22 protein-coding genes and 1 pseudogene are annotated in these 26,485 nt (G+C 40.0%); 8 read left to right on the forward strand and 15 right to left on the reverse strand.

Annotated features, from left to right (window positions below; all coding sequences use genetic code 11):
• Window positions 1-59: 59 nt before the first annotated feature.
• The 4 genes from DPV81_RS09060 to trpS all read right to left on the reverse strand — a co-directional run bounded on the left by DPV81_RS09060 (window position 60) and on the right by trpS (window position 3,585).
• Window positions 60-1,307 (reverse strand): NupC/NupG family nucleoside CNT transporter, encoded by a 1,248-nt coding sequence (locus DPV81_RS09060; RefSeq protein ID WP_111388015.1) that lies wholly within the window; start codon window positions 1,305-1,307, stop codon window positions 60-62.
• 106 nt (window positions 1,308-1,413) lie between these two features.
• The gene (locus DPV81_RS09065) at window positions 1,414-2,202 is read right to left on the reverse strand and encodes a 4Fe-4S cluster-binding domain-containing protein (protein ID WP_111388017.1); all 789 of its coding nucleotides are present in this window, start codon (window positions 2,200-2,202) and stop codon (window positions 1,414-1,416) included.
• A 32-nt stretch (window positions 2,203-2,234) separates the two neighbouring features.
• Window positions 2,235-2,525: a YfcZ/YiiS family protein gene (locus DPV81_RS09070; protein ID WP_005697358.1), complete on the reverse strand. Its 291-nt coding sequence runs from the start codon at window positions 2,523-2,525 to the stop codon at window positions 2,235-2,237.
• A gap of 55 nt (window positions 2,526-2,580) precedes the next feature.
• Window positions 2,581-3,585, reverse strand: a complete 1,005-nt coding sequence (gene trpS / locus DPV81_RS09075; RefSeq protein WP_111388019.1) for a tryptophan--tRNA ligase — start codon at window positions 3,583-3,585, stop codon at window positions 2,581-2,583.
• Between the two features lie 140 nt (window positions 3,586-3,725).
• Between trpS and hflD the strand changes: the two genes are divergently transcribed.
• Window positions 3,726-4,349, forward strand: coding sequence for a high frequency lysogenization protein HflD (hflD, locus tag DPV81_RS09080; protein WP_111388064.1), 624 nt, complete (start codon window positions 3,726-3,728; stop codon window positions 4,347-4,349).
• Window positions 4,350-4,365: 16 nt separating this feature from the next.
• On the forward strand, window positions 4,366-5,733 hold the full coding sequence (gene purB / locus DPV81_RS09085) for an adenylosuccinate lyase (protein WP_111388021.1): 1,368 nt from the start codon (window positions 4,366-4,368) through the stop codon (window positions 5,731-5,733).
• Window positions 5,734-5,835: 102 nt separating this feature from the next.
• Here the strand turns inward: purB and DPV81_RS09090 are convergent, their stop codons facing one another.
• The gene (locus tag DPV81_RS09090) at window positions 5,836-6,249 is read right to left on the reverse strand and encodes a PACE efflux transporter (protein ID WP_111315976.1); all 414 of its coding nucleotides are present in this window, start codon (window positions 6,247-6,249) and stop codon (window positions 5,836-5,838) included.
• A gap of 61 nt (window positions 6,250-6,310) precedes the next feature.
• Window positions 6,311-7,366 (reverse strand): extracellular solute-binding protein, encoded by a 1,056-nt coding sequence (locus tag DPV81_RS09095; protein ID WP_111388023.1) that lies wholly within the window; start codon window positions 7,364-7,366, stop codon window positions 6,311-6,313.
• Window positions 7,367-7,524: 158 nt separating this feature from the next.
• On the opposite strand from DPV81_RS09095, the gene DPV81_RS09100 reads away from it, so the two are divergent.
• A complete protein-coding gene (locus DPV81_RS09100) occupies window positions 7,525-8,820 on the forward strand; it encodes an NAD(P)/FAD-dependent oxidoreductase (RefSeq protein ID WP_111388025.1) in 1,296 nt (431 codons plus the stop codon).
• A 52-nt stretch (window positions 8,821-8,872) separates the two neighbouring features.
• On the opposite strand, the gene asnC is transcribed toward DPV81_RS09100, so the two are convergent.
• Entirely contained in the window at window positions 8,873-9,325 is a 453-nt protein-coding gene (gene asnC / locus DPV81_RS09105) for a transcriptional regulator AsnC (protein ID WP_005697406.1), read from the reverse strand.
• Window positions 9,326-9,482: 157 nt separating this feature from the next.
• Between asnC and asnA the strand changes: the two genes are divergently transcribed.
• Window positions 9,483-10,475 (forward strand): aspartate--ammonia ligase, encoded by a 993-nt coding sequence (gene asnA, locus DPV81_RS09110; RefSeq protein WP_049365717.1) that lies wholly within the window; start codon window positions 9,483-9,485, stop codon window positions 10,473-10,475.
• A gap of 63 nt (window positions 10,476-10,538) precedes the next feature.
• Here the strand turns inward: asnA and DPV81_RS09115 are convergent.
• From DPV81_RS09115 to glpA, 4 genes and pseudogenes are all read right to left on the reverse strand, one after another.
• Window positions 10,539-10,676 (reverse strand): annotated as a pseudogene (locus tag DPV81_RS09115) (transporter); the annotation flags it as partial.
• A 104-nt stretch (window positions 10,677-10,780) separates the two neighbouring features.
• Entirely contained in the window at window positions 10,781-12,058 is a 1,278-nt protein-coding gene (glpC, locus tag DPV81_RS09120) for an anaerobic glycerol-3-phosphate dehydrogenase subunit GlpC (protein WP_111388027.1), read from the reverse strand.
• A 9-nt stretch (window positions 12,059-12,067) separates the two neighbouring features.
• On the reverse strand, window positions 12,068-13,357 hold the full coding sequence (glpB, locus tag DPV81_RS09125) for a glycerol-3-phosphate dehydrogenase subunit GlpB (protein ID WP_111388029.1): 1,290 nt from the start codon (window positions 13,355-13,357) through the stop codon (window positions 12,068-12,070).
• On the reverse strand, window positions 13,347-15,038 hold the full coding sequence (gene glpA / locus DPV81_RS09130) for an anaerobic glycerol-3-phosphate dehydrogenase subunit A (protein WP_111388031.1): 1,692 nt from the start codon (window positions 15,036-15,038) through the stop codon (window positions 13,347-13,349). Before glpA ends, glpB begins: the two co-directional genes overlap by 11 nt.
• A gap of 291 nt (window positions 15,039-15,329) precedes the next feature.
• Between glpA and glpT the strand changes: the two genes are divergently transcribed.
• The 3 genes from glpT (at window position 15,330) to glpQ (ending at window position 18,878) form a co-directional block, all read left to right on the forward strand.
• Complete coding sequence (glpT, locus tag DPV81_RS09135; RefSeq protein WP_111388033.1) at window positions 15,330-16,769, forward strand: glycerol-3-phosphate transporter; 1,440 nt, start codon at window positions 15,330-15,332, stop codon at window positions 16,767-16,769.
• A 94-nt stretch (window positions 16,770-16,863) separates the two neighbouring features.
• Window positions 16,864-17,775: a hypothetical protein gene (locus tag DPV81_RS09140; RefSeq protein WP_111388035.1), complete on the forward strand. Its 912-nt coding sequence runs from the start codon at window positions 16,864-16,866 to the stop codon at window positions 17,773-17,775.
• 17 nt (window positions 17,776-17,792) lie between these two features.
• Window positions 17,793-18,878 (forward strand): glycerophosphodiester phosphodiesterase, encoded by a 1,086-nt coding sequence (glpQ, locus tag DPV81_RS09145; protein WP_111388037.1) that lies wholly within the window; start codon window positions 17,793-17,795, stop codon window positions 18,876-18,878.
• A 134-nt stretch (window positions 18,879-19,012) separates the two neighbouring features.
• Here glpQ and DPV81_RS09150 read toward each other — a convergent pair whose 3' ends face one another.
• The 3 genes from DPV81_RS09150 to purL form a co-directional block, all read right to left on the reverse strand.
• Complete coding sequence (locus DPV81_RS09150; protein ID WP_111388039.1) at window positions 19,013-19,867, reverse strand: hypothetical protein; 855 nt, start codon at window positions 19,865-19,867, stop codon at window positions 19,013-19,015.
• A gap of 194 nt (window positions 19,868-20,061) precedes the next feature.
• The gene (locus DPV81_RS09155; RefSeq protein WP_111388041.1) at window positions 20,062-20,691 is read right to left on the reverse strand and encodes a YkgB family protein; all 630 of its coding nucleotides are present in this window, start codon (window positions 20,689-20,691) and stop codon (window positions 20,062-20,064) included.
• A 203-nt stretch (window positions 20,692-20,894) separates the two neighbouring features.
• On the reverse strand, window positions 20,895-24,788 hold the full coding sequence (purL, locus tag DPV81_RS09160) for a phosphoribosylformylglycinamidine synthase (protein ID WP_165818978.1): 3,894 nt from the start codon (window positions 24,786-24,788) through the stop codon (window positions 20,895-20,897).
• 175 nt (window positions 24,789-24,963) lie between these two features.
• Here purL and DPV81_RS09165 point away from each other — a divergent pair, with 175 nt between their 5' ends.
• A complete protein-coding gene (locus DPV81_RS09165) occupies window positions 24,964-25,761 on the forward strand; it encodes a class I SAM-dependent methyltransferase (protein WP_111388045.1) in 798 nt (265 codons plus the stop codon).
• A 46-nt stretch (window positions 25,762-25,807) separates the two neighbouring features.
• Here DPV81_RS09165 and DPV81_RS09170 read toward each other — a convergent pair whose 3' ends face one another.
• A complete protein-coding gene (locus DPV81_RS09170; protein ID WP_032822351.1) occupies window positions 25,808-26,482 on the reverse strand; it encodes a phosphoglycolate phosphatase in 675 nt (224 codons plus the stop codon).
• Window positions 26,483-26,485 lie beyond the last annotated feature (3 nt).

The raw sequence follows: 26,485 nt of genomic DNA on the forward strand, positions 1-26,485 counted from the left end.
ACCACGAACGATTCGTGGTGTTGAGAGATAAAGTGCGGTCAAAATTCACCACATTTTAATTACATTGCTACGCCGCTTAACTCGATAAATAAACCTGCGATAGTCGCACTCATTAAGTTAGCTAATGTACCTGCGACAACTGCTTTTAACCCTAAGCGAGCTACATCACCACGACGATTTGGTGCCATACCACCGATACCACCGATTAAGATCGCGATAGAGCTGAAGTTAGCGAAACCACATAATGCGAAAGTAATGATGGCTTTGGTTTTTTCACTTAATACAACTGCAGCATCCGGTTGTAAATATTTCGCGAACTCTAAGTAACCTACGAATTCGTTCACCGCTAATTTCATACCAATCATTTGACCCGCAATTGCAGATTCATCCCAAGATACACCGATTAAGTAAGCTAATGGTTTGAAGATCCAACCAAAGATTGATTGTAACGTTAAATCACCGTAACCGAACCAGCCGCCTACACCACCTAAAATACCGTTAACTAAAGCGATTAAACCCACGAATGCGATTAACATCGCACCGACGTTTAACGCTAATTGCATACCTGCACTCGCACCACCTGCCATTGCTTCAAGCACGTTGGTTGGTTTTTCGTTATCATCCGTTTCAGGTTGTTTATCGTTAAATTGTTCAGTTTGTGGGAATAAAATTTTCGCAAATAATAAACCTGCTGGTGCAGCCATGAAAGAGGCTGCGATTAAGTAAGTCAACGGCACCCCCATTCCTGCATAACCCGCCATTACTGAGCCCGCGATAGAAGCAGTACCACCCGCCATAATAGCGAACAATTCAGATTGGGTCATATTTTTAATGTAAGGACGAACCACTAACGGTGCTTCTGTTTGACCAACGAAGATGTTCGCTGCAGCAGACATTGATTCTGCTTTTGATGTGCCTAATGCCGCTTGTAATGCACCACCGATCACTTTGATGACGGCTTGCATGATACCTAAGTAATAAAGCACAGAAATTAAACCGGAGAAAAAGACGATGATTGGTAACACTTTCACTGCAAAGATAAAGCCGACATTTGAAGGATCTGCTAATCCACCAAAGACGAAATTAATCCCTTCGTTACCATACGCAATAACATTTGACACTCCATTTGCTGTCGCTTGTAATGCATCACGGCCATACGGCACATACAAAATAAGGGCCGCAAATCCGATTTGGATCACCAAAGCCCCTAATACAGTACGTAAATTAATCGCCTTACGATTATTTGAAAATAATACGGCAATGACCAGTAATACGACAATGCCTAAAACGCTACCTAAAATACCCATTTTTTTCCCCTAGGTTGGTTAGATAAGTAAGTGAATAAAATTGTCCTATTCTACTTGTTTTTCGGTAAAAAGTCGGAATATTTTTACTCCTTTTTGTCATGTTTGCTTATAAAATGGTCACAATTTTGGTCAGACCACAAGATTTCGCATAGTTTTCAAGTGCTTGGGTCTGTTCAACAGTTGGGACATAAGGGGTTAGCCCTTCGGCGTCTCGTGCACCTTTTGTGTGCATTCGAATAATTTTGAACAACACATCCGGATAATCTTTCAATAAAGATACGACTTTCTCCACTAACTTTTCTGCATCAAAAAAATTTGCTACATAAACTAACCGCACTTCTTCCACTTTATTTAATGGCAATAATTGCGCCAAGTTCTTTAAATTACGATCTAAGTTTTCTTGCTTGATATGTTGATGAGTGGGGATGATGTTTTTCGGGACAATGCCTTGGCGATTTTGTCTATCAAAGCACAAACGTTGTAAGCCAAGTCCTTCTCCTTTCAAATCAAAGAGAAATTTGTCTGTAACCTCAATTAAAGGACGAATTGCCTCAAATTCAAAGAAACCACTGCTATCCAAATAGCAAGTTAGCCCTTCCTCACGTAGTTTTTGAAACAATGGAACAAGCTTTTTATGATGAATGGTGGGTTCCCCGCCAGAAACTGTTACGCCACGAATGAAAGGTACTGCATTCATTACTTGCTCATACAAATACTGCAGGCTGACTTGATGAGCACCTTCAGCATAACGAGGAATGGTTTCTGGATTATGGCAATAAAGGCAGTTTAACTTACAACCTTGTAAGAAAATACTGGTACGATTCCCCTGCCCTTCTACATTAGAAAAAGGAATAATACGATGCAGGGGAACATAAATATCAGAAAGTGCGGTCACAAAAAACGCTATTTTCTAGAGTAAGTTATCACTTACACAAGCTTCATTTGGAAAATCACTAATTCTGCTTGGCAGCAGAATGTGAAAACCGCTTTAAGTACATACCCTTCTTCAACCTGTTGAATTTCAGATTGAATTTGGCAAGGTTCACTTTCTACATCACGAGCTTTTAATGTGAAGTATTCCAATGCGCCTTCTGCATCTTGACGAGTCGCGTAAAACTGTTCGATAGGCAAACTACAATCACTGTTATCAAACAATGATTTCATATCGAAAGTATTACAGCCTACACATTCAATTGGTTTTTCAGTTTGAATGGCCATCTTTTTCTCCTTATCTAAAAAAGCCGTGATATAACACGGCTTATTAAGTTTAAAATTATTTTGCAGCAACAAAGCCGACGGCTTCGTACACTTTGGCAAGGGTTTCTTTCGCTCTTGCACGGGCTTTTTCTGCACCTTGACGTAAAATCTCGTCTAAAAGTGCTTCATCGTTACGATATTGATAGAAACGTTCTTGTAAACCCGCAAGTAAATTTGACACTTTGTCAGCTACGGCTGTTTTTAAGTGTCCGTACATTTTGCCTTCAAATTCTTTTTCAAGGTCTGCCACAGATTTATCCGTCACTGCAGAAAGGATATCTAATAAGTTAGACACACCCGCTTTGTTTTTCACGTCATAACGTACAACAGGTGGTTCATCAGAGTCTGTTACCGCGCGTTTGATTTTTTTCGCCACTGATTTTGGATCTTCAAGCAAGGTTACCACGTTATTACGGTTATCATCAGATTTAGACATTTTTTTATCAGGATCTTGCAAAGACATAATACGCGCACCTACTTTGCCTAAGAAGATTTCAGGAATAGTGAAAATATCACCATAAAGCGCATTAAAACGAGCGGCAATATCACGGGTAATTTCTAAATGTTGTTTTTGGTCATCCCCTACCGGCACGCTTTTCGCTTGGTAAAGTAAGATATCTGCTGCCATTAAAACCGGATAATCAAATAAACCCACGTTAATATTTTCGGCATAACGTGCTGATTTATCTTTAAATTGAGTCATACGGCTCATTTCACCAAAATAGGTGTAGCAGTTTAATACCCAGCTTAGTTGAGTATGTTCTGGTACATGAGATTGCACGAAGATTGTGCTTTTATTCGGATCAATGCCACAAGCCAAGTAAAGGGCGAGCACATCAAGAGTTGCCTTGCGAAGTGCTACAGGATCTTGACGTACAGTGATGGCATGTAAATCCACTACACAGAAAATACACTCATAATCTTCTTGCATTTTCACCCAGTTGCGAAGTGCACCTAAATAATTCCCGATAGTTAATTCGCCGGAAGGCTGCACGCCACTGAATACAATTGGTTTTGTCATTGGTTATCCTTTTATTCTGTAAACTGAATTGGCGCTATGATAACAAAAGATAGGGCGTTTTTTAATGATTGAGTTCAAAACAATGTGTAAAAATGCTATATTACGCCAAAAATTTCTGCAGCTCACAATTTATAATCCCAATGAAAAATTATAATGATATGGCTCTAGCACTTGCCGGTGTTTGTCAATCAGTCTTATTAATCAGTCAATTAGCACAAAAAGGCGAAGTTGATAACCAAGATGCATTCCAAACAACCATTCATTCTCTTCTCATCACTCAACCTGAAGATACATTAGCCGTATTTGGCGGTGATGTTCAACATCTTAAAGTGGGATTAAACACGCTTATCGAGCAACTCACCCAATTAAATGACAAAAATTTATTAAATTATTGGGGTAGCTTGTTAGCGTTAGAGAGCAAATTAAACAAACAACCTGAAATCAAACAAGAACTTGGCCGCCGTATTGCCCGTTTACCGGAACAACTTGCTTATCATAACAATCAATTTGATGATGAGATATTTTCTATCATGGCAAACATTTATGTCGATACGATTAGCCCTTTAGGCAAACGCATCCACATTATTGGTTCGGCATATCATTTACAGCAACAAAGTGTGCAAGACAAAATTCGTGCGTGTTTACTTGCCGGCATTCGTTCTGCCGTTTTGTGGCGTCAAGTCGGCGGCAGCAAATGGCAACTGTTATTTCATCGTAAAAAATTAGTGCAAGCGGCACGACAACTCTACTTAACTTTAAATTAATCCTTGGAGAACTCTTATGCAACTTTCCGCATTAACCGCTCTTTCCCCGATTGACGGTCGTTATCAAGATAAAGCCTCTGCATTGCGTGGTATTTTCAGTGAATTTGGCTTACTCAAATTCCGTGTCACCGTGGAAGTACGTTGGTTACAAAAATTGGCGGCGACCGCTGAAATCCAAGAAGTTTCTTCTTTGTCTAAAGAAGCAAACGATTACCTTAATAAAATTGTGGAAGAATTCAGTCTTCAAGATGCTGAACGTATCAAAGAAATTGAGCGCACCACGAATCACGATGTAAAAGCAGTTGAGTATTTCTTAAAAGAAAAAAGTGAAGCTTTACCAGAATTAGCCAAAGTCTCTGAATTTATCCACTTTGCTTGTACCTCGGAAGATATTAACAACCTTTCTCATGCCTTAATGTTAAAAACGGCGCGTGAAGAAGTAATCTTACCGGAATGGCAAAAACTGATTGATGAAATCACCCGTCTAGCAAACGAATACAAAACTATCCCATTACTTTCTCGTACACACGGCCAACCTGCCTCACCAAGTACTGTGGGTAAAGAAATGGCGAACGTGGTTTACCGTTTAAAACGCCAATTCAAACAACTCCAACAAAATGAAATCTTGGGTAAAATCAACGGTGCTGTGGGTAACTACAATGCGCATTTATCGGCTTATCCAAATATTAACTGGCATAAATTCAGTGAAGAATTTGTCACCTCATTAGGTTTAGATTGGAACCCATACACCACGCAAATTGAACCTCACGATTACATTGCTGAATACTTTGATGCCGTGGTACGTTTTAATACCATCATCATCGACTTCGATCGTGACTTATGGGGCTACATTGCGTTAAATCACTTTAAACAACGCACTATCGCGGGTGAAATTGGTTCATCTACCATGCCACATAAAGTGAATCCTATCGACTTCGAAAACTCAGAAGGTAACTTAGGTTTAGCCAATGCGGTGATGACTCACCTTGCTCAAAAATTACCGATTTCTCGCTGGCAGCGTGACTTAACCGACTCCACTGTATTACGTAACCTAGGTGTGGGTTTAGGTTATTGCTTAATTGCGTATGCCTCAACCCGTAAAGGTATTAGCAAATTAGAAGTGAACGAACAACATCTCCGTGATGAACTCAACCAAAACTGGGAAGTTTTAGCAGAGCCAATTCAAACGGTGATGCGTCGCTATGGCATTGAAAAACCATACGAAAAATTAAAAGAACTCACCCGCGGTAAACGTGTTGATGAAAAAGCAATGCGTGAATTCATCGAAAAACTGGATATCCCAGCCGATGAAAAAGCACGTTTACAACAACTCACTCCTGCAACCTATATTGGTGCAGCCATTGAGTTAGTAGAAAAACTTTAATAAAGAAAAGGGCAGCTTTTCATGCCCTAAAAAATCAAAGTGCGGTCAAAAACATTTTAGATTTTGACCGCACTTTTTTTATTTCTTCTCTTAGCTATTGCATCATTCACGCTTAATAAACAGCAATCGCGCGTGATCATACACCCAATTAAAAATAAAGGTATAAACGGTCACCATCACGGTTAAGCTGAAATCCATCATAAAAGCCGTTATCCAATCCACTTTTAAAAAATAAGCAATGATCGGCACGGTGAAAATAAGCAGACCGCCCTCAAATGAAATGGCATGTAAAGTACGAAATATGACACCTCGCTTTTCTCTTGGCCCCGTAAACACTTTATCAAGGAAATAATTAAAGATAAGATTCCAGAGCATAGCTGTTAAGGAAACCAGCACCATGGAACCAAAGAGAATAGACACACTTTCTTCTGTAAAGAAATACAAAGCGAAAACGGAAAGCAACACAACCGTGGTTTCAAACAAGATTGCGTGAAAAAATCGCTCAAGAAAACTCATTTGTCATCCTTTACAAAGAAAAAGTGCGGTCAAATTCACCGCACTTTTCATCAATATTTGATTAATTGGTTTTTAATTTATTCCAATATTTTTCGTAAATATCCACTGCTTCACCCACATCGCCTTGCATAATGCCTTTTTCAATGTTTTCAGCAGATGGGAACAAGGTTGGGTTATTCGCCATTTCAGGTGAAAGTAACGCTTTCACGCCTTCATTTGGCATAGAGAAGCCCATTTTTTCAACCACTAATTTCGCATTTTCAGGACGAAGTAAGAAGTCGATAAATTTATAAGCGCCCTCTGTATTTTTCGCACCTTTTGGAATCGCGTAGTTATCCATCCAGAAAATCGCGCCTTCTTTTGGATACACAAATTGGATACTTGGATTTTCTTTGTGTGCTAAATAAGCCGAACCATTCCATAACATACCGATAGAAGCTTCACCTTGAACAAACGGCACTTCTGGCGAGTCAGAGTTAAAGGTCACCACATTTGGTAACAATTTCACTAAGCGCTCATAAGCCGCTTTAATGTCTTCTTCATTCTTAGTATTCGGTGATTTTCCATCTAAAAGTAATGCAATGTGGAACACTTCTCGCGCATCACTGGTTAATAATACTTTACCTTTATATTCTGGATTCCAGAAATCAGCCCAGCTTGTGATTTTGCTTGGATCAATATCATCCGCATTCACGCCGATGCCGGTTAAGCCATAAACGTAAGGCAGAGAATATTTGTTATTTGGGTCAAATTCCTTGTTTAATAAATTTGCTGGAATTTGTTTAAAATTACTTAATTTGCTGTGATCAAGCTCTTGTAACATATTTTCTTTCGCCATTTTATTGACGTAATAGCTTGATGGGAAAACTAAATCATAGCCACTACCTGTACTAGAGGTCAGCTTCAATTTAGCATACATTTCTTCATTACTTTCAAATGTCGAATAAATCACTTCAATGCCGGTTTCTTTGGTAAATTCCGCAACCAAATTAGATGGCACATAGTCAGTCCAGTTGTAAACATAAAGTTTTTCAGCAGCGAATGCTGCAGAGGTTGCGACAAATGCAACAGCAGAAAGACAAAGTGATTTAATGTATTGAACAGCATTTTTTTTCAATTTATTGACCTCCTCAGGACAATCAAAATAAACCTTAAGTAATCGTTTACCTATATAAACTTGGGGAGTATAGCACCTTTTTTGCAAAAGGTTTGACATATTTTCCCATCAGGGTAAGATTTCTCTCATCTCTATTTTATGTTAATCAGTCATCAACTATGCTCGAATTTGCTCATCAAGAACACGTCAAATCTTATTATCTCGATAGTCGGAATCAAACCTTTGAACTGCCGCCTCTCTCTCAGCAAGAAGAAGCGGATGTTTGTGTCATCGGTGCGGGTTTCTTTGGCTTATCTGCTGCCCTTGAATTAGCAGAAAAAGGCAAAAAAGTGATTGTTCTAGAAGGCGCGCGAGTCGGATTTGGTGCATCTGGTAGAAGTGGCGGTCAAGCCATCAACGGTTTTGAAGAAGGCATTGATGAATATATTGCTCAAGTAGGCTTTGATAAAGCGAAAAAACTTTGGGATATGTCACTAGAAGCCATTGATATTATTGATGAACGCATTGCGAAATATGGCATTCAATGTGATTGGAAAAAAGGCTATGCTACATTGGCGTTAAATGAACGTCGTATGGACGATCTCATTGAAATGGAAAAAGCCAGCCACGCAACTTTTGGCTATGACAAAATGCAACTTTGGGATAAAGCCAAACTGAAACAACATCTAGGCAGTGATATTTATGTAGGCGGGTTATACGATAGCAATTCTGGCCACCTACACCCATTAAATTATTGCTTAGGTTTAGCAAAAGCCTGCTTGGATTTAAGCGTACAGATTTACGAACAATCGCCCGTTGTGGATTTAGTGGAAAAATCAGGCAGCATTGAAGTCAAAACCGATAAAAGTGCGGTCATTTCTCAAGATGTTATTTTAGCCACCAACGCTTATATCGATGCTCTACCAAAATCCATTCATCGCGGTATTAATCGTAAAATTTTGCCAGTAGAAAGCTTTATTATTGCAACCGAGCCCTTAGATCAAGCCACGGCTGATTCCGTAATCAATAATGGCATGTCGGTTTGTGATAACAATATTTTGCTCGATTACTATCGTTTGAGTGCGGATAACCGTTTGTTATTTGGTAGCGATTCAAGCTCTGAAAAAGATATGGTACAGATTATGCGTCGCAATATGCTGCATGTCTTCCCACAATTAGAAAATGTCAAAATTGATTATGGTTGGGCAGGACCGATTGATATGACAATGAACGCTACCCCATATTTCGGGCGTATCTCACCGCACATTTATTTTGCTCAAGGCTATTCTGGTCATGGTGTCGCTCTCACTGGACTTGCTGGACGCATTATTGCAGAAGCAATTTTAGGTAATGACGAACGTTTGAGAATTTTTGAAGGATTGAAAGTGCCTTCGTTTTACGGTGGAAAATCCCTCAAAAACTTAGCCACCAAGATCGGCGTACTCTATTACAAATTCCTCGATCGTTATCGTTAATCAAAAAAAGCAAAGGCGTGTATCAAACACGCCTTTATTGTTTCGATGACATTTAAGGTTTAATGTCTCGTAAAATAGGATTTTGCATGGAAATCAAGGTTTCCGTTGATTGAATTTCATCAATTAACTGGATCTTAGTCGCCAGCACGGAATGTAATTCAGCAATGGTGTGTGTCATTACTTTAATAAAAATCGAATAGTTACCCGTGGTGTAATAGGCTTCCACCACTTCATCAAAGGTGTCGAGCTTTTTAATCACTTTTTCGTAATCTTTTGCGCTTTTCAAAATAATGCCAATAAAGCAGCATACATCATAACCCAGTTTACGCTCATCAATAATCGCTTTTGTGCCTTCAATCAAACCAGACTGACGCATTTTCTCTACGCGAACATGAATTGTACCCGGGCTCACGCCAAAATTTTTCGCCATTTCAGCATAAGGTGTACGAGCATCTTTAGTCAGTACACGGAGAATTTGGCGATCAAGTGTATCGATATTGTTCATAAAACACTCCTTATTAGATCTTTTTCAAAATATCTTCTTTATTTTTGATAATATTCAACATTTAAAACAATGTAAAGAAATTACTTGAAATAATTTGTCACTTTATTGAATAATGCATAACAAATCTTAACAGTTATTATAAAAATGAAGGATAAATATGAAAAAGACGTTTATTTTACAACAACAAGAAATCAGCTTTGTGAAGAACACCTTTACTCAAAACTTGATTGAACAACTTGGCATTATCGAAGTACAAGGTCCAATCCTTAGTGAAGTTGGTAACGGTATGCAAGATAACTTATCAGGCATTGAGAAAGCTGTTCAAGTAAACGTGAAATGTATCCCAAATGCGGTTTATGAAGTGGTTCACTCATTGGCAAAATGGAAACGCCATACTCTCGCTCGTTTCCACTTTAAAGAAGGTGAGGGCTTATTTGTTCATATGAAAGCATTACGTCCAGATGAAGATTCATTGGATCAAACTCACTCTGTTTATGTGGACCAATGGGACTGGGAAAAAGTCATTCCTGAAGGTCGTCGTAACTTTGCTTATTTAAAAGAAACGGTACGTTCTATCTATCGTGCAATCCGTTTAACTGAATTAGCGGTAGAAGCTCGCTTTGACATTCCATCAAGCTTACCGAAAGAAATCACCTTCGTTCACAGTGAAGATTTAGTGAAACGCTACCCAGATCTTTCAAGCAAAGAGCGTGAAAACGCCATTTGTAAAGAATATGGCGCCGTGTTCTTAATTGGTATCGGTGGCAAATTGTCAGACGGTAAACCACATGATGGCCGTGCCCCAGACTACGATGACTGGACAACAGAATCTGAAAACGGCTACAAAGGCTTAAACGGTGATATTTTGGTGTGGAACGCTGAGTTAGGTAAAGCATTTGAGCTTTCTTCAATGGGTATTCGTGTGGATGAATCCGCGTTACGTTTACAAGTTGGTTTAACCGGTGATGAAGATCGCTTAAAAATGGATTGGCACCAAGATTTATTAAACGGTAAATTACCTCTCACTATCGGTGGCGGTATCGGTCAATCTCGTATGGCAATGCTTTTACTTCACAAAAAACACATTGGTGAAGTGCAATCAAGCGTATGGCCAAAAGAAATGTTAGAACAATATCAACATATTCTTTAATCAAAAGAGAAAATAAAAAAGTGCGGTGAAATTTCACCGCACTTTTTTTTTGGGAAAGATTAATTAATCTTGCAATGGCCCACTGTTAAACATTGGCAATCCCATGGTTTTTAAGCTGTCACGATAAATACCCAGCAAATCTTTCTCTGTAATTTTTTGTAGCTGATCTAACGGTTTATCTAATGCGGCGACCGTTTCAATCACAAGACAAGGAAACCTTGAAGATTTTTTGCATAATTAGTTCTCCATATTGGATTAAATAACAAAAAGAGCGGTCACTTTTTTATCAGTTTCCGCTCTTTTCACTAAGCTTGATTCATCGACATACACAATAATGTCAATGGATGGATACAAGTCACGTTAGATGACATATCGATCTGCCATTTACAAGTTTGGCATTCAGAAATCACGTAATCAAATCCACCTGCATTGATGTTATCGAATAAGTTTTTACCGATAGATTGGGAAACCTCGTAGTTTTCTTCTTTGAAACCGTATGTTCCTGCAATACCACAACATTGTGATGGGAGCATCACCACTTCTAAACCTGGAATTTGTTTTAACACTTCCAAGGTGTATGGTGCCCAACCTGCTTTATCCACGTGACATGCGGTGTGATAAGCCACACGCAATTTCAATGGTTTAAGCGGTAAGGTTTTACCTTCTTTAAAGAGTTGATATAAGAATGGTGTCACCATGTGAATATGCGGACGAACTTTCGCATTGTCGATACCTAAAATATGATGATATTCATCACGTAAATTTAAGGCACAACTTGATGCTTCGCTGATCACATCCAAGCCATTTTCATCCACCATTTTGCCGATATAATCGGTGTTAAATTGCGCAATTTTTTTCGCGCGTTCTGGGAATTGGTTCACGCTCAATGGCAAGCCACAACATTTTTCTTTTTCCAATAATACCACGCCAATATCCATGGCATTAAACACTTGGATAAATTCTTTACCCAACTGTGGATTATTGTAGTTCACATAACAACCGTGATAATACGCCACTTTGCGTTCGAATTTTTGTTGGCATTCCAACATTTTTTTCATATACCAGCTGCGGAACGTACCAAAAGAATATTTTGGTAACGTACGATGACGACTGATTTTTAACGCTTTTTCCAACACAAATTTTGTTGCTTTCAAGCCTGTAATCGTATTCACAATCGGCGCAAGCGGTGTATTAAGTGAACCCATAATATCGGTGTTACTTAAAATCGCATCACGTAATTTTTGCACAGCCGGTTTGTGTTGTTGAGCAAGGTATTTATTTCTTGCACGAACAATAATGTCACCAATTTTTACATCAGACGGACAGGCAATTTCACAACGTTTACAGTTAGTACAGTATTTCAATGCTTCATCATAAAGCTCGGCTGATTTTAAGCGTAAACGCTCACCATCTGGACCTGATTGTTTTGGACCAGGATAGCTTGGATTCTGACGCGAAACCGGACACACTGCTGTACACGCTGTACATTTAATGCAGCTCTCAAAGCTTTCATCAAAAGCATGATGATGCTGTGGTGCATTAAGGGATTGTTTTGCATTATCAATTAATTGTTGAATGTTCATAACGCCTCCTTAATGTGTGTTGTGAAGAATTTCATCAGCAACAGCAAGCGCTGTTACCACTGCTACGCCAGAGCCACAACCAAGCTCTAACGCATTGAAACCACCAATCACATTACCCACCGCATATAAATTCGTTAAAAATTGACCGCTCTTTTGTACTTGGCATTGCGCATTAATCGCCACGCCCGCAGATTGGTACGGTTGTGGATTTGAGAAACGATGATCAGTCCAAGTAAAGCGATCAGTATCGTTAAAACCTTTCACACCGATGATGTCAGAATGGAATACGGGCTCGTAGATTTTATCGAATTCAGAGACTAAACCTTTACTGAAGAAACTGCCGGAAGCTAAGACAAAATGCTCAGCCGTGATTTCTTCCTCTTCGTGCAAACGCGTTTGAATAGCACGAACTTTGTTGTCATGAAAATGTGCTTTTAATGCGCTATCACCATTCATCATGAGTCCGCCTAATTTCTCAAAACGATGGCGTAATTGAATACGTTGACGCATACCTAATAAAGACGGTGGTAAAGTTGGCAATTCAAATAATGGCAAGCCAGTTGCTTTACGAAGTGACTCCATAAACTCTTGATTTTCTAAACCGAAACAAGCTGGTAAGAAAATTGCTTCTGTGCCTTTGGCTGCTTCTTTCATTTCAGACACAAGATCATCAAATTTCAGTTTATATTCTAAAACTTGTGCAATGTTCACACTACGGAACTCACGAGAGTTTGCGCGTAACTGATCTAATTCAGGGATATTTAAAAAGCCGGTTTTCACTTCACAATGTGCAAATTGTGGATTGAGCGTGAGGTTATCTGCCAATAATTCTGGTTGGAAATCGTGATAGCCTTCAATGCCTAAAACCGCAATTTTTTTATAAGGGAATGGGGCTTCGCCTTGCACGGTTGGCACACTATTTGGTGAAAGCCATGCACCGCGTAAGCTACCTAAACCCGTTACACGAAGATGATTTTCTGCGGTTGAACCAATTAAATCTAAATTTAACGATTCCGCTAATTTCTCGAAATCTTGCGCTTTCGCTAATACACGTTCAGCCCCCATGATGCTATAAGGGTGTTGTGGTAATTGAGCTGCAAGTGCGGTCAAATTTTCAGGAATATTTTTAACAAACGCACCGTTTGGTAAACGGCTTAGTAAATCTAATGAGCCGGATGCAAAATCAATCGCCGCTTGGCCGTTATTGATAATGACACAACGTTTGCCTTGTTCTTGTAGGGCGATGCCGCAAGTTAAACCTGCAAGGCCGCCACCAATAATCACTATATCAAAATTCATTGTTATCCGTCCCTTGCTGTTTGTCAGTTTCAAGCGGTTGAACATCATTTAGACCCAACACACTGCCATACATCCATGAAGTAAATTCTGCTTCACGAATCGCTTCACCCCATGCAATAGGCTCAATACCGCGCCAACGCTCTTCCATGAAAGCGGTTAATTGTGTGGTAGATTGGCGAGGTGTTGCCACTTCAAAACGGTTCATTAAGCCCGCCGCGCGACATGCGCAAAGCTCAGCTTGGCAAGTCCCCATACCCACACGAGTACGACGGCGTAAATCCACTAAGTTATTCACATTTAATTCATCAACGGCATAACGCACTTCACCCGCTGTCACGGCTTCACATTCGCACACCATTGAACGATCGAGACGTTCTTTATCTAATAAACGAGTGGCGCGAGAACCATGACGATACACGGCTGAATAACGAATTGTACTGGGAAGTGAAATCACTTTCTGATTGGTTTCTGCACGGCTTTCGGTTGAACCCGGCAATGGACGCTCAGCAGTCGTACAACGTGCTGTTTTGTTGAGTTTTTTACAAACCAGATCCGTTGCCCATTCAGCCATTAAGCGATAAGTCATTAATTTACCGCCAGTGATCGTGATAAAGCCGTCTAAGCCATCACGCTCTGTGTGGTCAAGCAACACGATACCGCGACTTACGTTACGACCTGATGGATCGTCATCAGACGCAACTAACGGACGCACACCGGCATAAGCACGTAATACGCGAGTATGACGCAAGCTTGGTGCAAGTTTTTCCCCTTCACGGAATAAGATATCCACTTCTTCTGGGGTGACTTCCATGTTATCGATTTGATCGTAAGGAATACGGCTAGACGTTGTACCGATAACACAAATGGTATCCCCTGGCACAAGAATATCCGCATCCGCAGGTTTACGGCAACGGTTAATCACCATTTTGTTGATACGGTGCCCCATAACAAGCAATGCACCTTTTGCTGGGAACATTTTGATTTTGAGATCCGCATATTCTGCGATGCCTTGTCCCCAAATACCCCCTGCATTGACGACTAATGGTGCAAAGAATTTACGATTTACGCGATTTTTGTGATCGTAAACATCCACACCGATTACTTTACCACCTTCGCGAATTAAGCTTTTCACTTCGCAATAAGTGAACATTTTCGCGCCATTTTCGGTGGCATCCATCACGTTAGAAGCCGTTAAACGGAAAGGGTCGATTGAACCATCTGGCACAACAACGGCACCCACTAAATCTGGGTTTACTGATGGCTCCATAATTTGGGCAAGTTTAGGATCAATGGCGACAGCTTCAATACCGGATTTGGTACAACTTTCGATGAAGGTTTTTTGATAATCAAGAGAATCTTCAGGTAAGGTGATAAATAAACCTTCTGTTTCATCCACACAGTGACGAGCAATATTGCGCAGAATTTTATTTTCTTTAATACATTCTTCTGCTGATTCTTGATCGTTTACGGCATAGCGCGCACCACTATGTAACAAACCATGGTTACGGCCTGTTGCGCCTGTCGCAATATCACGACGCTCTAATAAAATACAGTTAATTCCACGCAATGCACAGTCACGAGCAATCCCCGCACCAGTCGCACCGCCACCAATGATAATCACATCCGTCGAGATAGGGGAAAAATCTCCCACATCACGATACATATTAGGCGATAATCCCATTGTTACCCCCAAAGCCAAAATATTAATAAAAAGAAACGTAAAAACTGTTACAAATTCCATGGCTATTGTATGGGAGAGCGGTTAAATTCACAACATTCTGAGCGAAAAAGAAAGCCGTTTTGTGAGATAGATCACACAATTTTCGAATTCGCTCATTTGTTAAAAAATATTTTGTGAAATGCATCACATTTTTGAATTATTTCTCTTTTTAATTTCTATTTTTATTTTATCATGCACGCTATCCCCATCATGGGGGTGGACTCATAATTAAAATGATTTTGGAGAGAAATTATGTTTGGACCATTTAAACCCGCTCCGCATATTGCGGAACTTCCAGCGGAGAAAATTGATTCCACGTATAAACGCTTACGTTGGCAAGTGTTTGCAGGAATCTTCTTTGGTTATGCCGCTTACTATTTTGTACGTGCAAACTTTGACTTGGCACAACCTGGTTTAATTCAAGCCGGCTTGTACTCAAAAGCGGAATTAGGTGTTATCGGCTCAGCTGCCGGTCTTGCCTATGGTTTATCTAAGTTCGTAATGGCAGGTATGTCTGACCGTTCGAACCCTCGTGTATTCTTACCATTTGGTTTATTGCTTTCTGGTCTTTGTATGACCATGATGGGTTTATTCCCATGGGCAACTTCAGGCATTGCCATCATGTGGGTAATGATCTTCTTAAATGGTTGGTTCCAAGGTATGGGTTGGCCTCCATGTGGTCGTACAATGGTACACTGGTGGTCTAAATCAGAACGCGGTACTATCGTATCTATCTGGAATACCGCGCACAACATCGGTGGTATGATGCCGGGTGCAATGGTGCTATTAGCAAGTGCCGTATTCTTCAGCACCCATGGTATCGAAGCACAAGCAAAAGATATTTGGCAACAATCCCTCTACTATCCGGGTATTGCGGCAATGCTCTGTGCAATTCCAGTTTACTTCGTGATGCGTGATACTCCACAATCTTGTGGTTTACCATCAATCGAAAAATGGCGTAATGACTACCCAGATGACTATAACGAAAAAACTTACGAAAACGATTTAAGCACAAAAGAAATCTTCGTCACTTATGTATTGAAAAACAAATTGTTATGGTACATCGCGATTGCTAACGTATTCGTATACTTAATCCGCTACGGCGTATTGAAATGGTCTCCGGTTTACTTAAGTGAAGTAAAACACTTCAACATCAAAGGTACCGCATGGGCTTACACAATCTATGAATTAGCAGCAGTTCCAGGTACATTATTATGTGGTTGGGTATCAGATAAAGTCTTCAAAGGTAAACGTGGTTTAACCGGTTTCATCTTCATGATCTTAACTACAGCAGCAGTTGTAGCATACTGGATGAACCCAGCTACACCTGAAGCAGAGCTTGCAAACTACTCTGCTTGGTATGAAAACCCATATCAATTAACTGACTTCGTATTAATGACCTTAATCGGTTTCTTAATCTACGGTCCTGTAATGTTAATCGGCTTACACGCTCTTGAGCTTGCACCGAAAAAAGCAGCAGGTACAGCAGCAGGTTTCACCGGTTTATTCGGTTACTTAGGTGGTACAGTGTCAGCTTCAGCTGTTATCGGTTGGGCAGCACAACACTACGGTTGGGACGGCGGTTTCTACGTCATGATCGGTGGTGGTGTCTTAGCGGTGTTATTACTCTTCATCGTAATGGTTGAAGAAGGTAAACACAAAGCGAAATTAGGCGATACCTACGGTAAATAATCTATAAATTAAAGGCGACAGGCGAAGGCTTGCCGCCTTTTTTATTACAAAAAACAACTGAATTTTTAACCGCACTTTAAAAGGAGATAATGTGATGAAATTGAATAAATTAACCATTATGTTAGGCGCGGCAGTTATGGCAAATGCAGCATTAGCAAATCAAACTTGTGAAGCGCCCTATCGTTCAGCACTCCCCGCTTATACGTATAAATTAGACAAAGTGTTAGAAGTCAATGGACGTCAAGGTATTACCACTGATGGCAAATATTTATATGTATCGGGCAGTAAAACGCTCGCCAAATACGATATGGATGGAAAACTAATTAAAGAAAATAAAGATCCTTTTGTCGGCTACCAAAAGGAAGCCAATCACATTGGCGACATTGATATCTACAACAATGAACTTTATGTTTCCTCCGAATGGTTTGATGCCGGCGTAGGTAAAAATATTCAAATTGCGATTCACGATCCCGAAACCCTCGCATTAAAAAGATCAGTTGATTTTAATCCTGAGTCAGGTCAAGTCGAAGTTTCTGGCATCACCGTAGATACCGTTCATAATTCCGTTTGGATGGCATCTTGGGTAGGTGAAGAAAGCGGCCGTTATTTATATGAATATGATCTTTCAACCGGTAAATATAAACGTAAAGTGCATTTACAACCTGTTCCACAATGGATTCAAGGTGTTTATGCCTATAACGGTGATCTCTATGTCACATCTGATGATGGTACGGCAGATGAAAAGGAACCCGATCATATTTATCGTGTAGAAATTTCAGATAAAAATAATGAAGCTCGCGTTGTTTTAGAAAAAACATTGAATGACATTCGAGATGTCGGCGAAGTCGAAGGCTTGAATGTGAATCCGAAAACGAAACAACTACTTGTCCATGCAAACCGAGGCAAACAAATTGTGTTAGGGATGCCAAAAGGATTTTATCCAGGATATGACCGTGAAATTAGTGAAATCTATTTTTACGACATGAAACCAAGATGTAATAAGTAAATCAAGGAGAACACACCATGAAACTCAAAACTTTAGCGCTTTCTTTATTAGCTGCAGGCGTACTTGCAGGATGTAGCGCTCACTCTTCTGTGGACACTATGAAATCAGACAAAATTATCATTGCTCACCGTGGTGCAAGTGGTTACTTACCAGAGCATACACTTGAGTCTAAAGCGCTTGCATTTGCACAACATGCAGACTACTTAGAACAAGACTTAGCGATGACAAAAGACGGCCGTTTAGTGGTTATCCATGACCACTTCTTAGATGGTTTAACTGACGTGGCGAAAAAATTCCCAAATCGTCATCGTAAAGATGGTCGTTACTATGTCATCGACTTCACCTTAAAAGAAATTCAAAGTTTAAATATGACTGAAAACTTTGAAACTAAAGACGGTAAACAAGTTGCAGTATATCCGGGCCGTTTCCCACTTTGGAAATCACACTTCAAAATCCATACTTTTGAAGATGAGTTAGAATTTATCCAAGGTTTAGAAAAATCTACCGGTAAAAAAGTGGGTATCTATCCTGAAATCAAAGCGCCTTGGTTCCACCACCAAAATGGCAAAGACATTGCAGTTGAAACCCTTAAAGTGTTGAAAAAATACGGTTACGATAAGAAATCTGACATGGTTTACTTACAAACCTTTGACTTCAATGAGTTAAAACGTATCAAAAACGAATTGCTACCAAAAATGGGCATGGATTTAAAACTTGTTCAATTAGTGGCATACACCGACTGGCATGAAACTGAAGAAAAAGATGCGAAAGGCAAATGGGTGAACTACGATTACGATTGGATGTTCAAACCGGGGGCAATGGCGGAAGTCGTGAAATATGCTGATGGTGTTGGTCCAGGCTGGTACATGTTAGTGGATAAAGAAAAATCTAAACCAGGCAACATCGTGTACACTCCATTAGTGAAAGAACTCGCACAATACAAAGTGGAATTACACCCATACACCGTGCGTAAAGATGCTTTACCTGAATTCTTCATTGACGTAAATCAAATGTACGATGCATTATTGAATAAATCTGGTGCAACCGGTGTATTCACCGACTTCCCAGATACTGGCGTTGAGTTTTTGAAAAAACAAAAATAATACGTAAGTAAAGTAAATAAAAAGAGCGGTCAAAATTTGTTATGATTTTTGACCGCTTTTTCATTTATAAAGTTAAATAGATCACTTTCCAATAATTTTATAAAGTAGATATCATAATTACAATTAGCTAAATTTTACTTAAACAATTCTATTAAATCCAACAAACTAATTAATATAGCAAATATTGTAAACCTCATATTCCATTTCTCTTGTTTTTCATGTGCTAATTTCTCTATTTCTTTCCGCTTTTTATCCTCATCCAAATTCAAGATGTAATGCACACTAGATAACTGCTCCAACAACTCATCTGAGTTTTGATTTATGTCAAAAATATTATCCAAGTACTTCCATGTTTCAATCAAACTAATATTTTTCATAACAACTGGCTGATGGAATAAAAATACCGCCTTAAACTTTGTAGCCTCTATATATAGCTGTCTTAACTTATCAACATCATCCTGACAACAAATACTCTCAGAAAGCCTATTGCTTATATTTTCAATAGCCCCCAAATAAGCATGAGCCAACGCTAACAGAATAAGTCTCCGTTTAAAATTATATTCTTGCTCTGGTATTCGAGAATAGAATCCCATTCCTCTGCCATCAATATGCTCATAATGAGATGGATACTCTATAAAATCATTTTTCTTTATGGCTTTTGACTTTCTTATCTCTAAAGAGATTTCTTCTGCAATAGCATCATTGAAAAAAGAATCATCAATAATTAATTTTGAAACTGATAAAATAGAATATTTCTTATAATCTAATTCTATTTTTGAAAAATCAACAAATATACTTTGTTCATATTTTTCACCAATAAAAAACATTAATAACCAATTTCCATTTTTATCTTCATAAAACTTATTATTAGATAATAGAACAGAACGTAAAAAGAGAATATTACTATTGTTAATCTTTAACTCACACAATTCATTGGCATCTGGGTATTCAGTTATCTTATATATTTTAGCTGTAATGCTTTTTTTCATGATGTAATCACCTTAATAAACTAATATTATTTCCAGAATTGGTTAGGTACCATTAATTTTTCTAAATGTGCGGTGTGCAGGTTCTTGATATCGTGTCATCAAGATTGACACATGAACATTATTTACCCATCTCTTTTTATGTCTAAGTAAAAAGGCTTGCTATTTATCTCAGCAAGCCTTTTACAACACAACAATTAAGCAAATTGATTTTTATTATTTAAATAGCGTTTCGCACATTCTGCTGCAGCAACTAAGCCACCTGCCATCATAATAATATCTTTAATCACAAGTCGGCCAGCACCTGAGAGATATGGGAAGCCATAATTAGGTGTTGGGAAGTCCCCACCTAAATTTGGCACCCAGGTTTCTGGCGTAAATATCAGGAACGACAGCGTGACTATCGACATACCAAAGGTGAGTAAGCCTCCGAATAAACCTAATGTTGGAGACCAAATCCCCGCTAATACTAAAATACCAATTGTCACAATGATTGCGCCAATAATATAAGAAGCCGTATAGGTGCCGTTAGCTTTATGCCATTCGATATTTTTTGCGACCATTTTGCCTTCAGGGTTTTTATATAAGGTATATTCTTTTACTAAAACACCCTTATCATTTGTCACTTCATTTGCACCGTTTTTGTAAAGGAAACTTAAGAAAGGACTATTTGACACAAAGTGTGCAATACCATCTGCCTCATATTGGCAAACTTTTAAACCTCCAATCCAAACCATCACAACACAAATCGCAATGCGGATAAAGTTAATAAATTGACGTTGCAATGGCGCAACAATATTAGCTAGCAATGTAACTAATGCACTCATGTAGAACTCCTCATATAGTTCAATTGATATTACAGGCATAATGCCCAAGAATTTTTATATAAAATATTTATATAAATCATTAACAATATTACTCACTAATATTGTTGGTATTTTTTTATTGATCAGATTTATGCAATAAAAAAAGAGATACCAATTTCTTAGTATCTCTTATTTTTAATTAATTTTCCGTGATCGATTTCACATTATTTGAAATTCACTCTCGCATTTCTAAAAATTCTCATCCATGCGCCATCTTCAGACCAATCTTCTGGATACCATGAGTTGCTCACGGCACGGAATACACGTTCTGGGTGTGGCATCATCGCGGCAATACGACCGTCCACGTTAGAAATTGCGGTAATACCTAATGCCGAACCGTTCGGGTTAGCCGGATAGGTTTCAGTCACGTTTAAATGGCTGTCGATATACTGCGCCACAATCAAGTTTTGCGCTTGAAGTGCGGTCAAATTCTCAGGTGTTTTGAATTCTACACGACCTTCACCATGAGAAACCGCAATCGGCATATGTGAACCTGCCATGCCTTTAAACCACAATGAGTTGGTGTCGTTGATTTTCACCATCGCAGCACGCGCTTCAAAACGTTCTGATTTATTACGCACGAAACGTGGCCAGTTTTCTGCACCTGGGATGATTTCCGCGAGGGTGGAGATAAGTTGACAGCCGTTACATACACCTAATGAAAGGGTGTTTTCATTGGCGAAGAATTGGCTGAATTGATCGCGTAATTGTGGGTTAAATAAAATGGATTTCGCCCAGCCACCAGCTGCACCTAATACGTCACCGTAAGAGAAGCCACCACAGGCCACCATCGCATTAAAGTCGTTTAAGTTGTAACGACCTGCCATTAAATCACTCATGTGAACATCAATCGCTGCAAAGCCTGCACGGTCAAAAGCCGCTGCCATTTCAACGTGGCTGTTTACGCCTTGTTCACGCAATACGGCTACTTTTGGTTTCACGCCTTTGCTGATGTAAGGCGCAGCAATATCTTCATTCACATCATAGGTTAAGTGAGCAGATAAACCTTTATTATCTGTTGCTTTTTTCGCTTCAAATTCTTGGTCAGCACATTCTGGGTTATCGCGTAAGCGTTGCATTTGGTGAGTGAGTTCTGCCCAAATACCGCGTAATTCAGAGCGTTTTTCGCTTAATAGTTTTTTGCTACCGCGCGTGATTTCAAAACGATCTTCTGTGGTGACAGAACCTAATTCATAAGTTAAGCCAAGCAAGTCATGGGCTTTTAATACCTCACGCACTGCGCTTAATTCGTTTTCAGAGACTTGAATCACTGCGCCCAATTCTTCATTGAATAACACGGCTAAATCATTGTCGCCTAATGCAGAAATATCCACATCCACGCCACAGTTACCCGCAAATGCCATTTCTGCAAGTGTGGTAATTAAACCACCATCTGAACGGTCGTGGTAAGCCAATAATTTACGCTCTGCCACTAATGCTTGCATTGCATCGAAGAAGTTTTTCAATGTGGCGACATTTACCACATCGGCAGGTTTGTCACCTAATTGTTTATACACTTGCGCAAGTGCGGTCGCACCTAAGCGATTTTTTCTTTCGCCTAAATCAATCAACAATAAACGGCTTGCGCCTTTGTCTGTGCGTAATTGAGGTGTCACGGTTTTGCGGACATCTTCCACGCGCGCAAAAGATGAAATCACTAAAGAAAGCGGAGCGGTTACTGATTTTTTCTCGCCATTTTCTTCCCAGGTGGTTTTCATCGACATGGAGTCTTTACCCACTGGAATGGTAATACCTAACGCAGGGCAAAGTTCTTCACCCACTGCTTTCACTGCTTCATATAAGCCAGCGTCTTCCCCCCCATGACCTGCTGCAGACATCCAGTTTGCAGAAAGTTTGATGCGTTTAATATCGCCAATGTTGGTGCCTGCAATATTGGTGATAGACTCAGCCACCGCTAAACGTGCAGAAGCCCCGAAGTCTAATAATGCCACTGGTGCACGCTCGCCCATTGCCATGGCTTCTCCGTGATAGCTATCTAATGAAGCGGTTGTGACAGCCACATCAGACACCGGAATTTGCCATGGGCCGACCATTTGATCGCGTGCCACCATACCGGTTACCGAACGGTCACCAATGGTGATTAAGAACGTTTTTTCAGCCACCACCGGTAAACGTAATACGCGATGGAAGGCTTCTTTTAATTGAATATTTTCCGTTGCAAGCGGTCGATTTTCGACAGTTTTTGACGAAACCTCGCGCGTCATTTTCGGGGTTTTGCCTAATAACACATTCATTGGCAAATCAATTGGGTTATTGTCGAAATGACTATCGTGCAAGGTTAAATGTTTCTCTTCCGTTGCCTCGCCAATGACCGCAAACGGCGCACGCTCGCGTTCACAAAGTGCGGTAAATAATTCGAGTTTTTCTGGTGCAACCGCTAAGACATAACGCTCTTGCGATTCATTACACCAAATTTCCAATGGTGACATCCCTTTTTCATCGCAAAGGATGGAACGCAAATCAAACTTACCACCACGTTCGCCATCGTGCACCAATTCAGGCATCGCGTTTGATAAACCACCTGCGCCTACATCGTGAATAAAGAGAATTGGGTTTTCTTCGCCTAATTGCCAGCAACGGTCAATCACCTCTTGGCAACGGCGTTCCATTTCTGGGTTTTCACGTTGAACGGAAGCAAAATCTAAATCTTCTTTTGATTTACCGCTGTCCATCGAAGAAGCAGCACCACCGCCTAAACCGATGTTCATCGCTGGGCCACCTAATACGATCAATTTTGCACCGACTGGAATTTCACCTTTTTGAACGTGTTCGCCACGAATATTACCGATACCGCCGGCTAACATAATCGGTTTGTGATAACCACGCACTTCTTCACCGTTGAAGCTGTTGACTTTCTCTTCATAGGTACGGAAATAACCTAATAACGCAGGACGACCAAATTCGTTGTTAAATGCTGCGCCACCTAATGGGCCTTCAATCATAATATCTAAGGCTGAAGCAATACGGTTTGGTTTAGAAAGTGGATTTTCCCAAGGTTGTTCAAAGTTTGGAATGACAAGGTTAGATACGGAGAAACCGGTTAAACCTGCTTTTGGTTTGGCACCTCGACCCGTTGCACCTTCATCACGAATCTCACCGCCTGAACCTGTTGCAGCACCTGGGAATGGCGAAATTGCGGTTGGGTGGTTGTGGGTTTCCACTTTCATTAAGATATGCGCATCTTCATTGTGATAGCGATATTGTCCATCTTGGTCGGCAAAGAAACGGCCGACTTTTGAACCTTCCATTACTGCAGCATTATCTTTATAAGCTGAAAGCACGAAATCAGGGGTTTTCTCAAAGGTATTTTTAATCATCTTAAACAGGGATTTATCCTGTTTTTTGCCATCGATAATCCAATCGGCATTAAAGATTTTATGACGACAGTGCTCAGAGTTGGCTTGCGCGAACATATAGAGTTCAATATCGTGCGGATTTCGCCCTAATTGGGTGAAATTTTCCACCAAATAATCAATTTCATCCTCTGCCAGTGCCAAGCCTAATTCTACGTTGGCAGTGACTAAGGCTTCGCGTCCGCCTTTTAAAATATCCACGGTTTTGAACGGTTTCGGATCTTGATGGCGGAATAAGATCTCCGCATCTTGCGGATTGCGCACCACGGTTTCCATCATTCGGTCGTGTAAAAGTGCGGTCAATTTTTCTGTTGTTTTTTCATCAAGCGGTTGGCTTAACTCAAAATAATACGCCAAACCACGCTCAATACGCTCTACTTCATTTAAACCGCAGTTATGTGCAATATCCGTCGCTTTAGAAGACCAAGAAGAAATCGTGCCAACGCGAGGAATCACGATAAAGGTTTCGCCTTTGGCATCATGCTCTGCCAAAGTTGGGCCGTAATGTAACAACGCTTTTAATTTTGCTTCCTGCTCGCTAACAAGCGGTCGATTTAATTCCACAAAATGCAAATATTCCGCATAAACCGATTTTACCGGTAATTGATTTTGTTGGAATTTTTGCATTAAACCTTGAATACGGAATTCAGAAAGGGCGGGTGAGCCACGAAAAGTTTGAAACATACGGGTACCTTTGAGTTGTGTTTGAGATGAAAATCGCGAGCTATTATAAAGGAAAATACGCCAAAACGAAAACGTTTGCGTCAATCATTTTCAAATGATTTTAAGTAGGAGAAAGCATATAATCAGCAAGCAATTCAAAACAATCTGAAAACTAACCGCACTTTGGGGCGTCACTATGATCATCAACGACATCAATTTCAACGATCTCTATCAACAACATCTAAAATCCTGTAATCACTATAATCTTCCACCAACAAAGTGGGATAAAAAAGCCCCTAAAATGGCTGAGAATTTAGTGGGTAAACCAAGCCGTTATAACGAGACGTTGCTTAAAGCCATGAATGTACAACCCAATGAAACGGTGCTAGATATTGGTTGTGGCCCCGGCACGTTTGTGATTCCTTTAGCCCAACAATGCCAAGCTGTGTATGCTCTCGATTACAGCCAAGGGATGTTGGATATGGTGCAACAATACAAAGAAAATCATCAACTGAATAATATTACCCTTCTGCATAAATCATGGTCGGATAACTGGGATGATGTGCCTCAAGCCGATGTAATACTCGCCTCTCGCTCGACGCTTGTGGATGATTTGGATGATATGATTGAAAAGCTGCAAATCAAGGCTAAAAAACGCGTTTTTTTAACCTCAGTGACCCAACGCCATTTTCTCGATGAAGGCGTATTTGAAGCCATTGGCCGTGATGACGTGGGCTTTCCGACTTATATTTATTTAGTTAATCGCCTTTACCAAAAAGGTATTCACGCGAATGTGCGTTTTATTGAAACCGAATCCGGTCATTTCCAAGGTGAAACCTTTGAGGATTTATTAAATTCCGTGGAATTTTCTCTCGGTGCTCTCACCGAAAAAGAAAAACAAAATTTAGCGCAATTCTATCAGCAAAAACAAATAAACAATGAACCGATCAAACACGGACAACGTAAATGGGCGTTGATTTGGTGGGAGGTTTAAGAAAAAGTGCGGTCATTTTTAACCGCACTTTACACTTTAAGATAGATTAAAGAATCTCTAATAACTTCGCAAAGTCGTCAAACACCCAATCAGGATTTGATTCAGCAATTGGGATATTATAGTTGTATCCGTAAGTTAATCCCACAACCGGGCAGCCAGCTGAATGCGCAGCGAGAATATCATTTCGAGAGTCACCTACAAACAACACTTGACGAGGCTCTACACCAAATTTACCGCATAAATAATACAATGGACCTGGATGTGGTTTAATCGCGGGTAATGATTGTCCACCAAGCATTTCACTGAATAAATGATCGATACCAAATGCTGCCAATACTGGCTGAACGTGACGAGTGGGTTTATTTGTTACCACGGCCAAGGTATAACCACGAGCCTTTAAGGTTTCCAATGTTTCTTTTACATTTGGATATAAACGACTCACATTGCAAAGATTTTCAGCATAATGCACATTAAAACGCTCTTTCACTTGCTCGATTTCAGCCTCAGAGAATGTTTTACCTGTTTGCTCTTCAGTCCATTTTAAAGCTCGCGCAATTAATACAGGTGCGCCATTACCGATCCAAGTTAAAACCTGTGCTTCTGATGCAGGTGCAAAACCAAAATCAGCCAATGCAGAATTCACGGATAACGCCAAATCCGGCAAGCTATTCACGAGCGTACCATCTAAATCAAAACCGATAACTTTAAATTGAGTCTTCATTAC

Origin of the sequence: Haemophilus parainfluenzae, from assembly GCF_003252795.1 — a bacterium.
Lineage (GTDB): Bacteria > Pseudomonadota > Gammaproteobacteria > Enterobacterales > Pasteurellaceae > Haemophilus_D > Haemophilus_D parainfluenzae_K.

Bases quoted from the DNA above. Each gene is read 5' to 3' on its own strand.
- DPV81_RS09060 (WP_111388015.1), bottom strand. From the start codon at position 1,307: ATGGGTATTTTAGGTAGCGTTTTAGGCATTGTCGTATTACTGGTCATT.
- DPV81_RS09070 (WP_005697358.1), bottom strand. From the start codon at position 2,525: ATGGCCATTCAAACTGAAAAACCAATTGAATGTGTAGGCTGTAATACT.
- trpS (WP_111388019.1), bottom strand. From the start codon at position 3,585: ATGACAAAACCAATTGTATTCAGTGGCGTGCAGCCTTCCGGCGAATTA.
- hflD (WP_111388064.1), top strand. From the start codon at position 3,726: ATGAAAAATTATAATGATATGGCTCTAGCACTTGCCGGTGTTTGTCAA.
- purB (WP_111388021.1), top strand. From the start codon at position 4,366: ATGCAACTTTCCGCATTAACCGCTCTTTCCCCGATTGACGGTCGTTAT.
- DPV81_RS09090 (WP_111315976.1), bottom strand. From the start codon at position 6,249: ATGAGTTTTCTTGAGCGATTTTTTCACGCAATCTTGTTTGAAACCACG.
- DPV81_RS09100 (WP_111388025.1), top strand. From the start codon at position 7,525: ATGCTCGAATTTGCTCATCAAGAACACGTCAAATCTTATTATCTCGAT.
- asnC (WP_005697406.1), bottom strand. From the start codon at position 9,325: ATGAACAATATCGATACACTTGATCGCCAAATTCTCCGTGTACTGACT.
- asnA (WP_049365717.1), top strand. From the start codon at position 9,483: ATGAAAAAGACGTTTATTTTACAACAACAAGAAATCAGCTTTGTGAAG.
- glpC (WP_111388027.1), bottom strand. From the start codon at position 12,058: ATGAACATTCAACAATTAATTGATAATGCAAAACAATCCCTTAATGCA.
- glpB (WP_111388029.1), bottom strand. From the start codon at position 13,357: ATGAATTTTGATATAGTGATTATTGGTGGCGGCCTTGCAGGTTTAACT.
- glpA (WP_111388031.1), bottom strand. From the start codon at position 15,038: ATGGGATTATCGCCTAATATGTATCGTGATGTGGGAGATTTTTCCCCT.
- glpT (WP_111388033.1), top strand. From the start codon at position 15,330: ATGTTTGGACCATTTAAACCCGCTCCGCATATTGCGGAACTTCCAGCG.
- DPV81_RS09140 (WP_111388035.1), top strand. From the start codon at position 16,864: ATGAAATTGAATAAATTAACCATTATGTTAGGCGCGGCAGTTATGGCA.
- glpQ (WP_111388037.1), top strand. From the start codon at position 17,793: ATGAAACTCAAAACTTTAGCGCTTTCTTTATTAGCTGCAGGCGTACTT.
- DPV81_RS09150 (WP_111388039.1), bottom strand. From the start codon at position 19,867: ATGAAAAAAAGCATTACAGCTAAAATATATAAGATAACTGAATACCCA.
- DPV81_RS09155 (WP_111388041.1), bottom strand. From the start codon at position 20,691: ATGAGTGCATTAGTTACATTGCTAGCTAATATTGTTGCGCCATTGCAA.
- purL (WP_165818978.1), bottom strand. From the start codon at position 24,788: ATGTTTCAAACTTTTCGTGGCTCACCCGCCCTTTCTGAATTCCGTATT.
- DPV81_RS09165 (WP_111388045.1), top strand. From the start codon at position 24,964: ATGATCATCAACGACATCAATTTCAACGATCTCTATCAACAACATCTA.
- DPV81_RS09170 (WP_032822351.1), bottom strand. From the start codon at position 26,482: ATGAAGACTCAATTTAAAGTTATCGGTTTTGATTTAGATGGTACGCTC.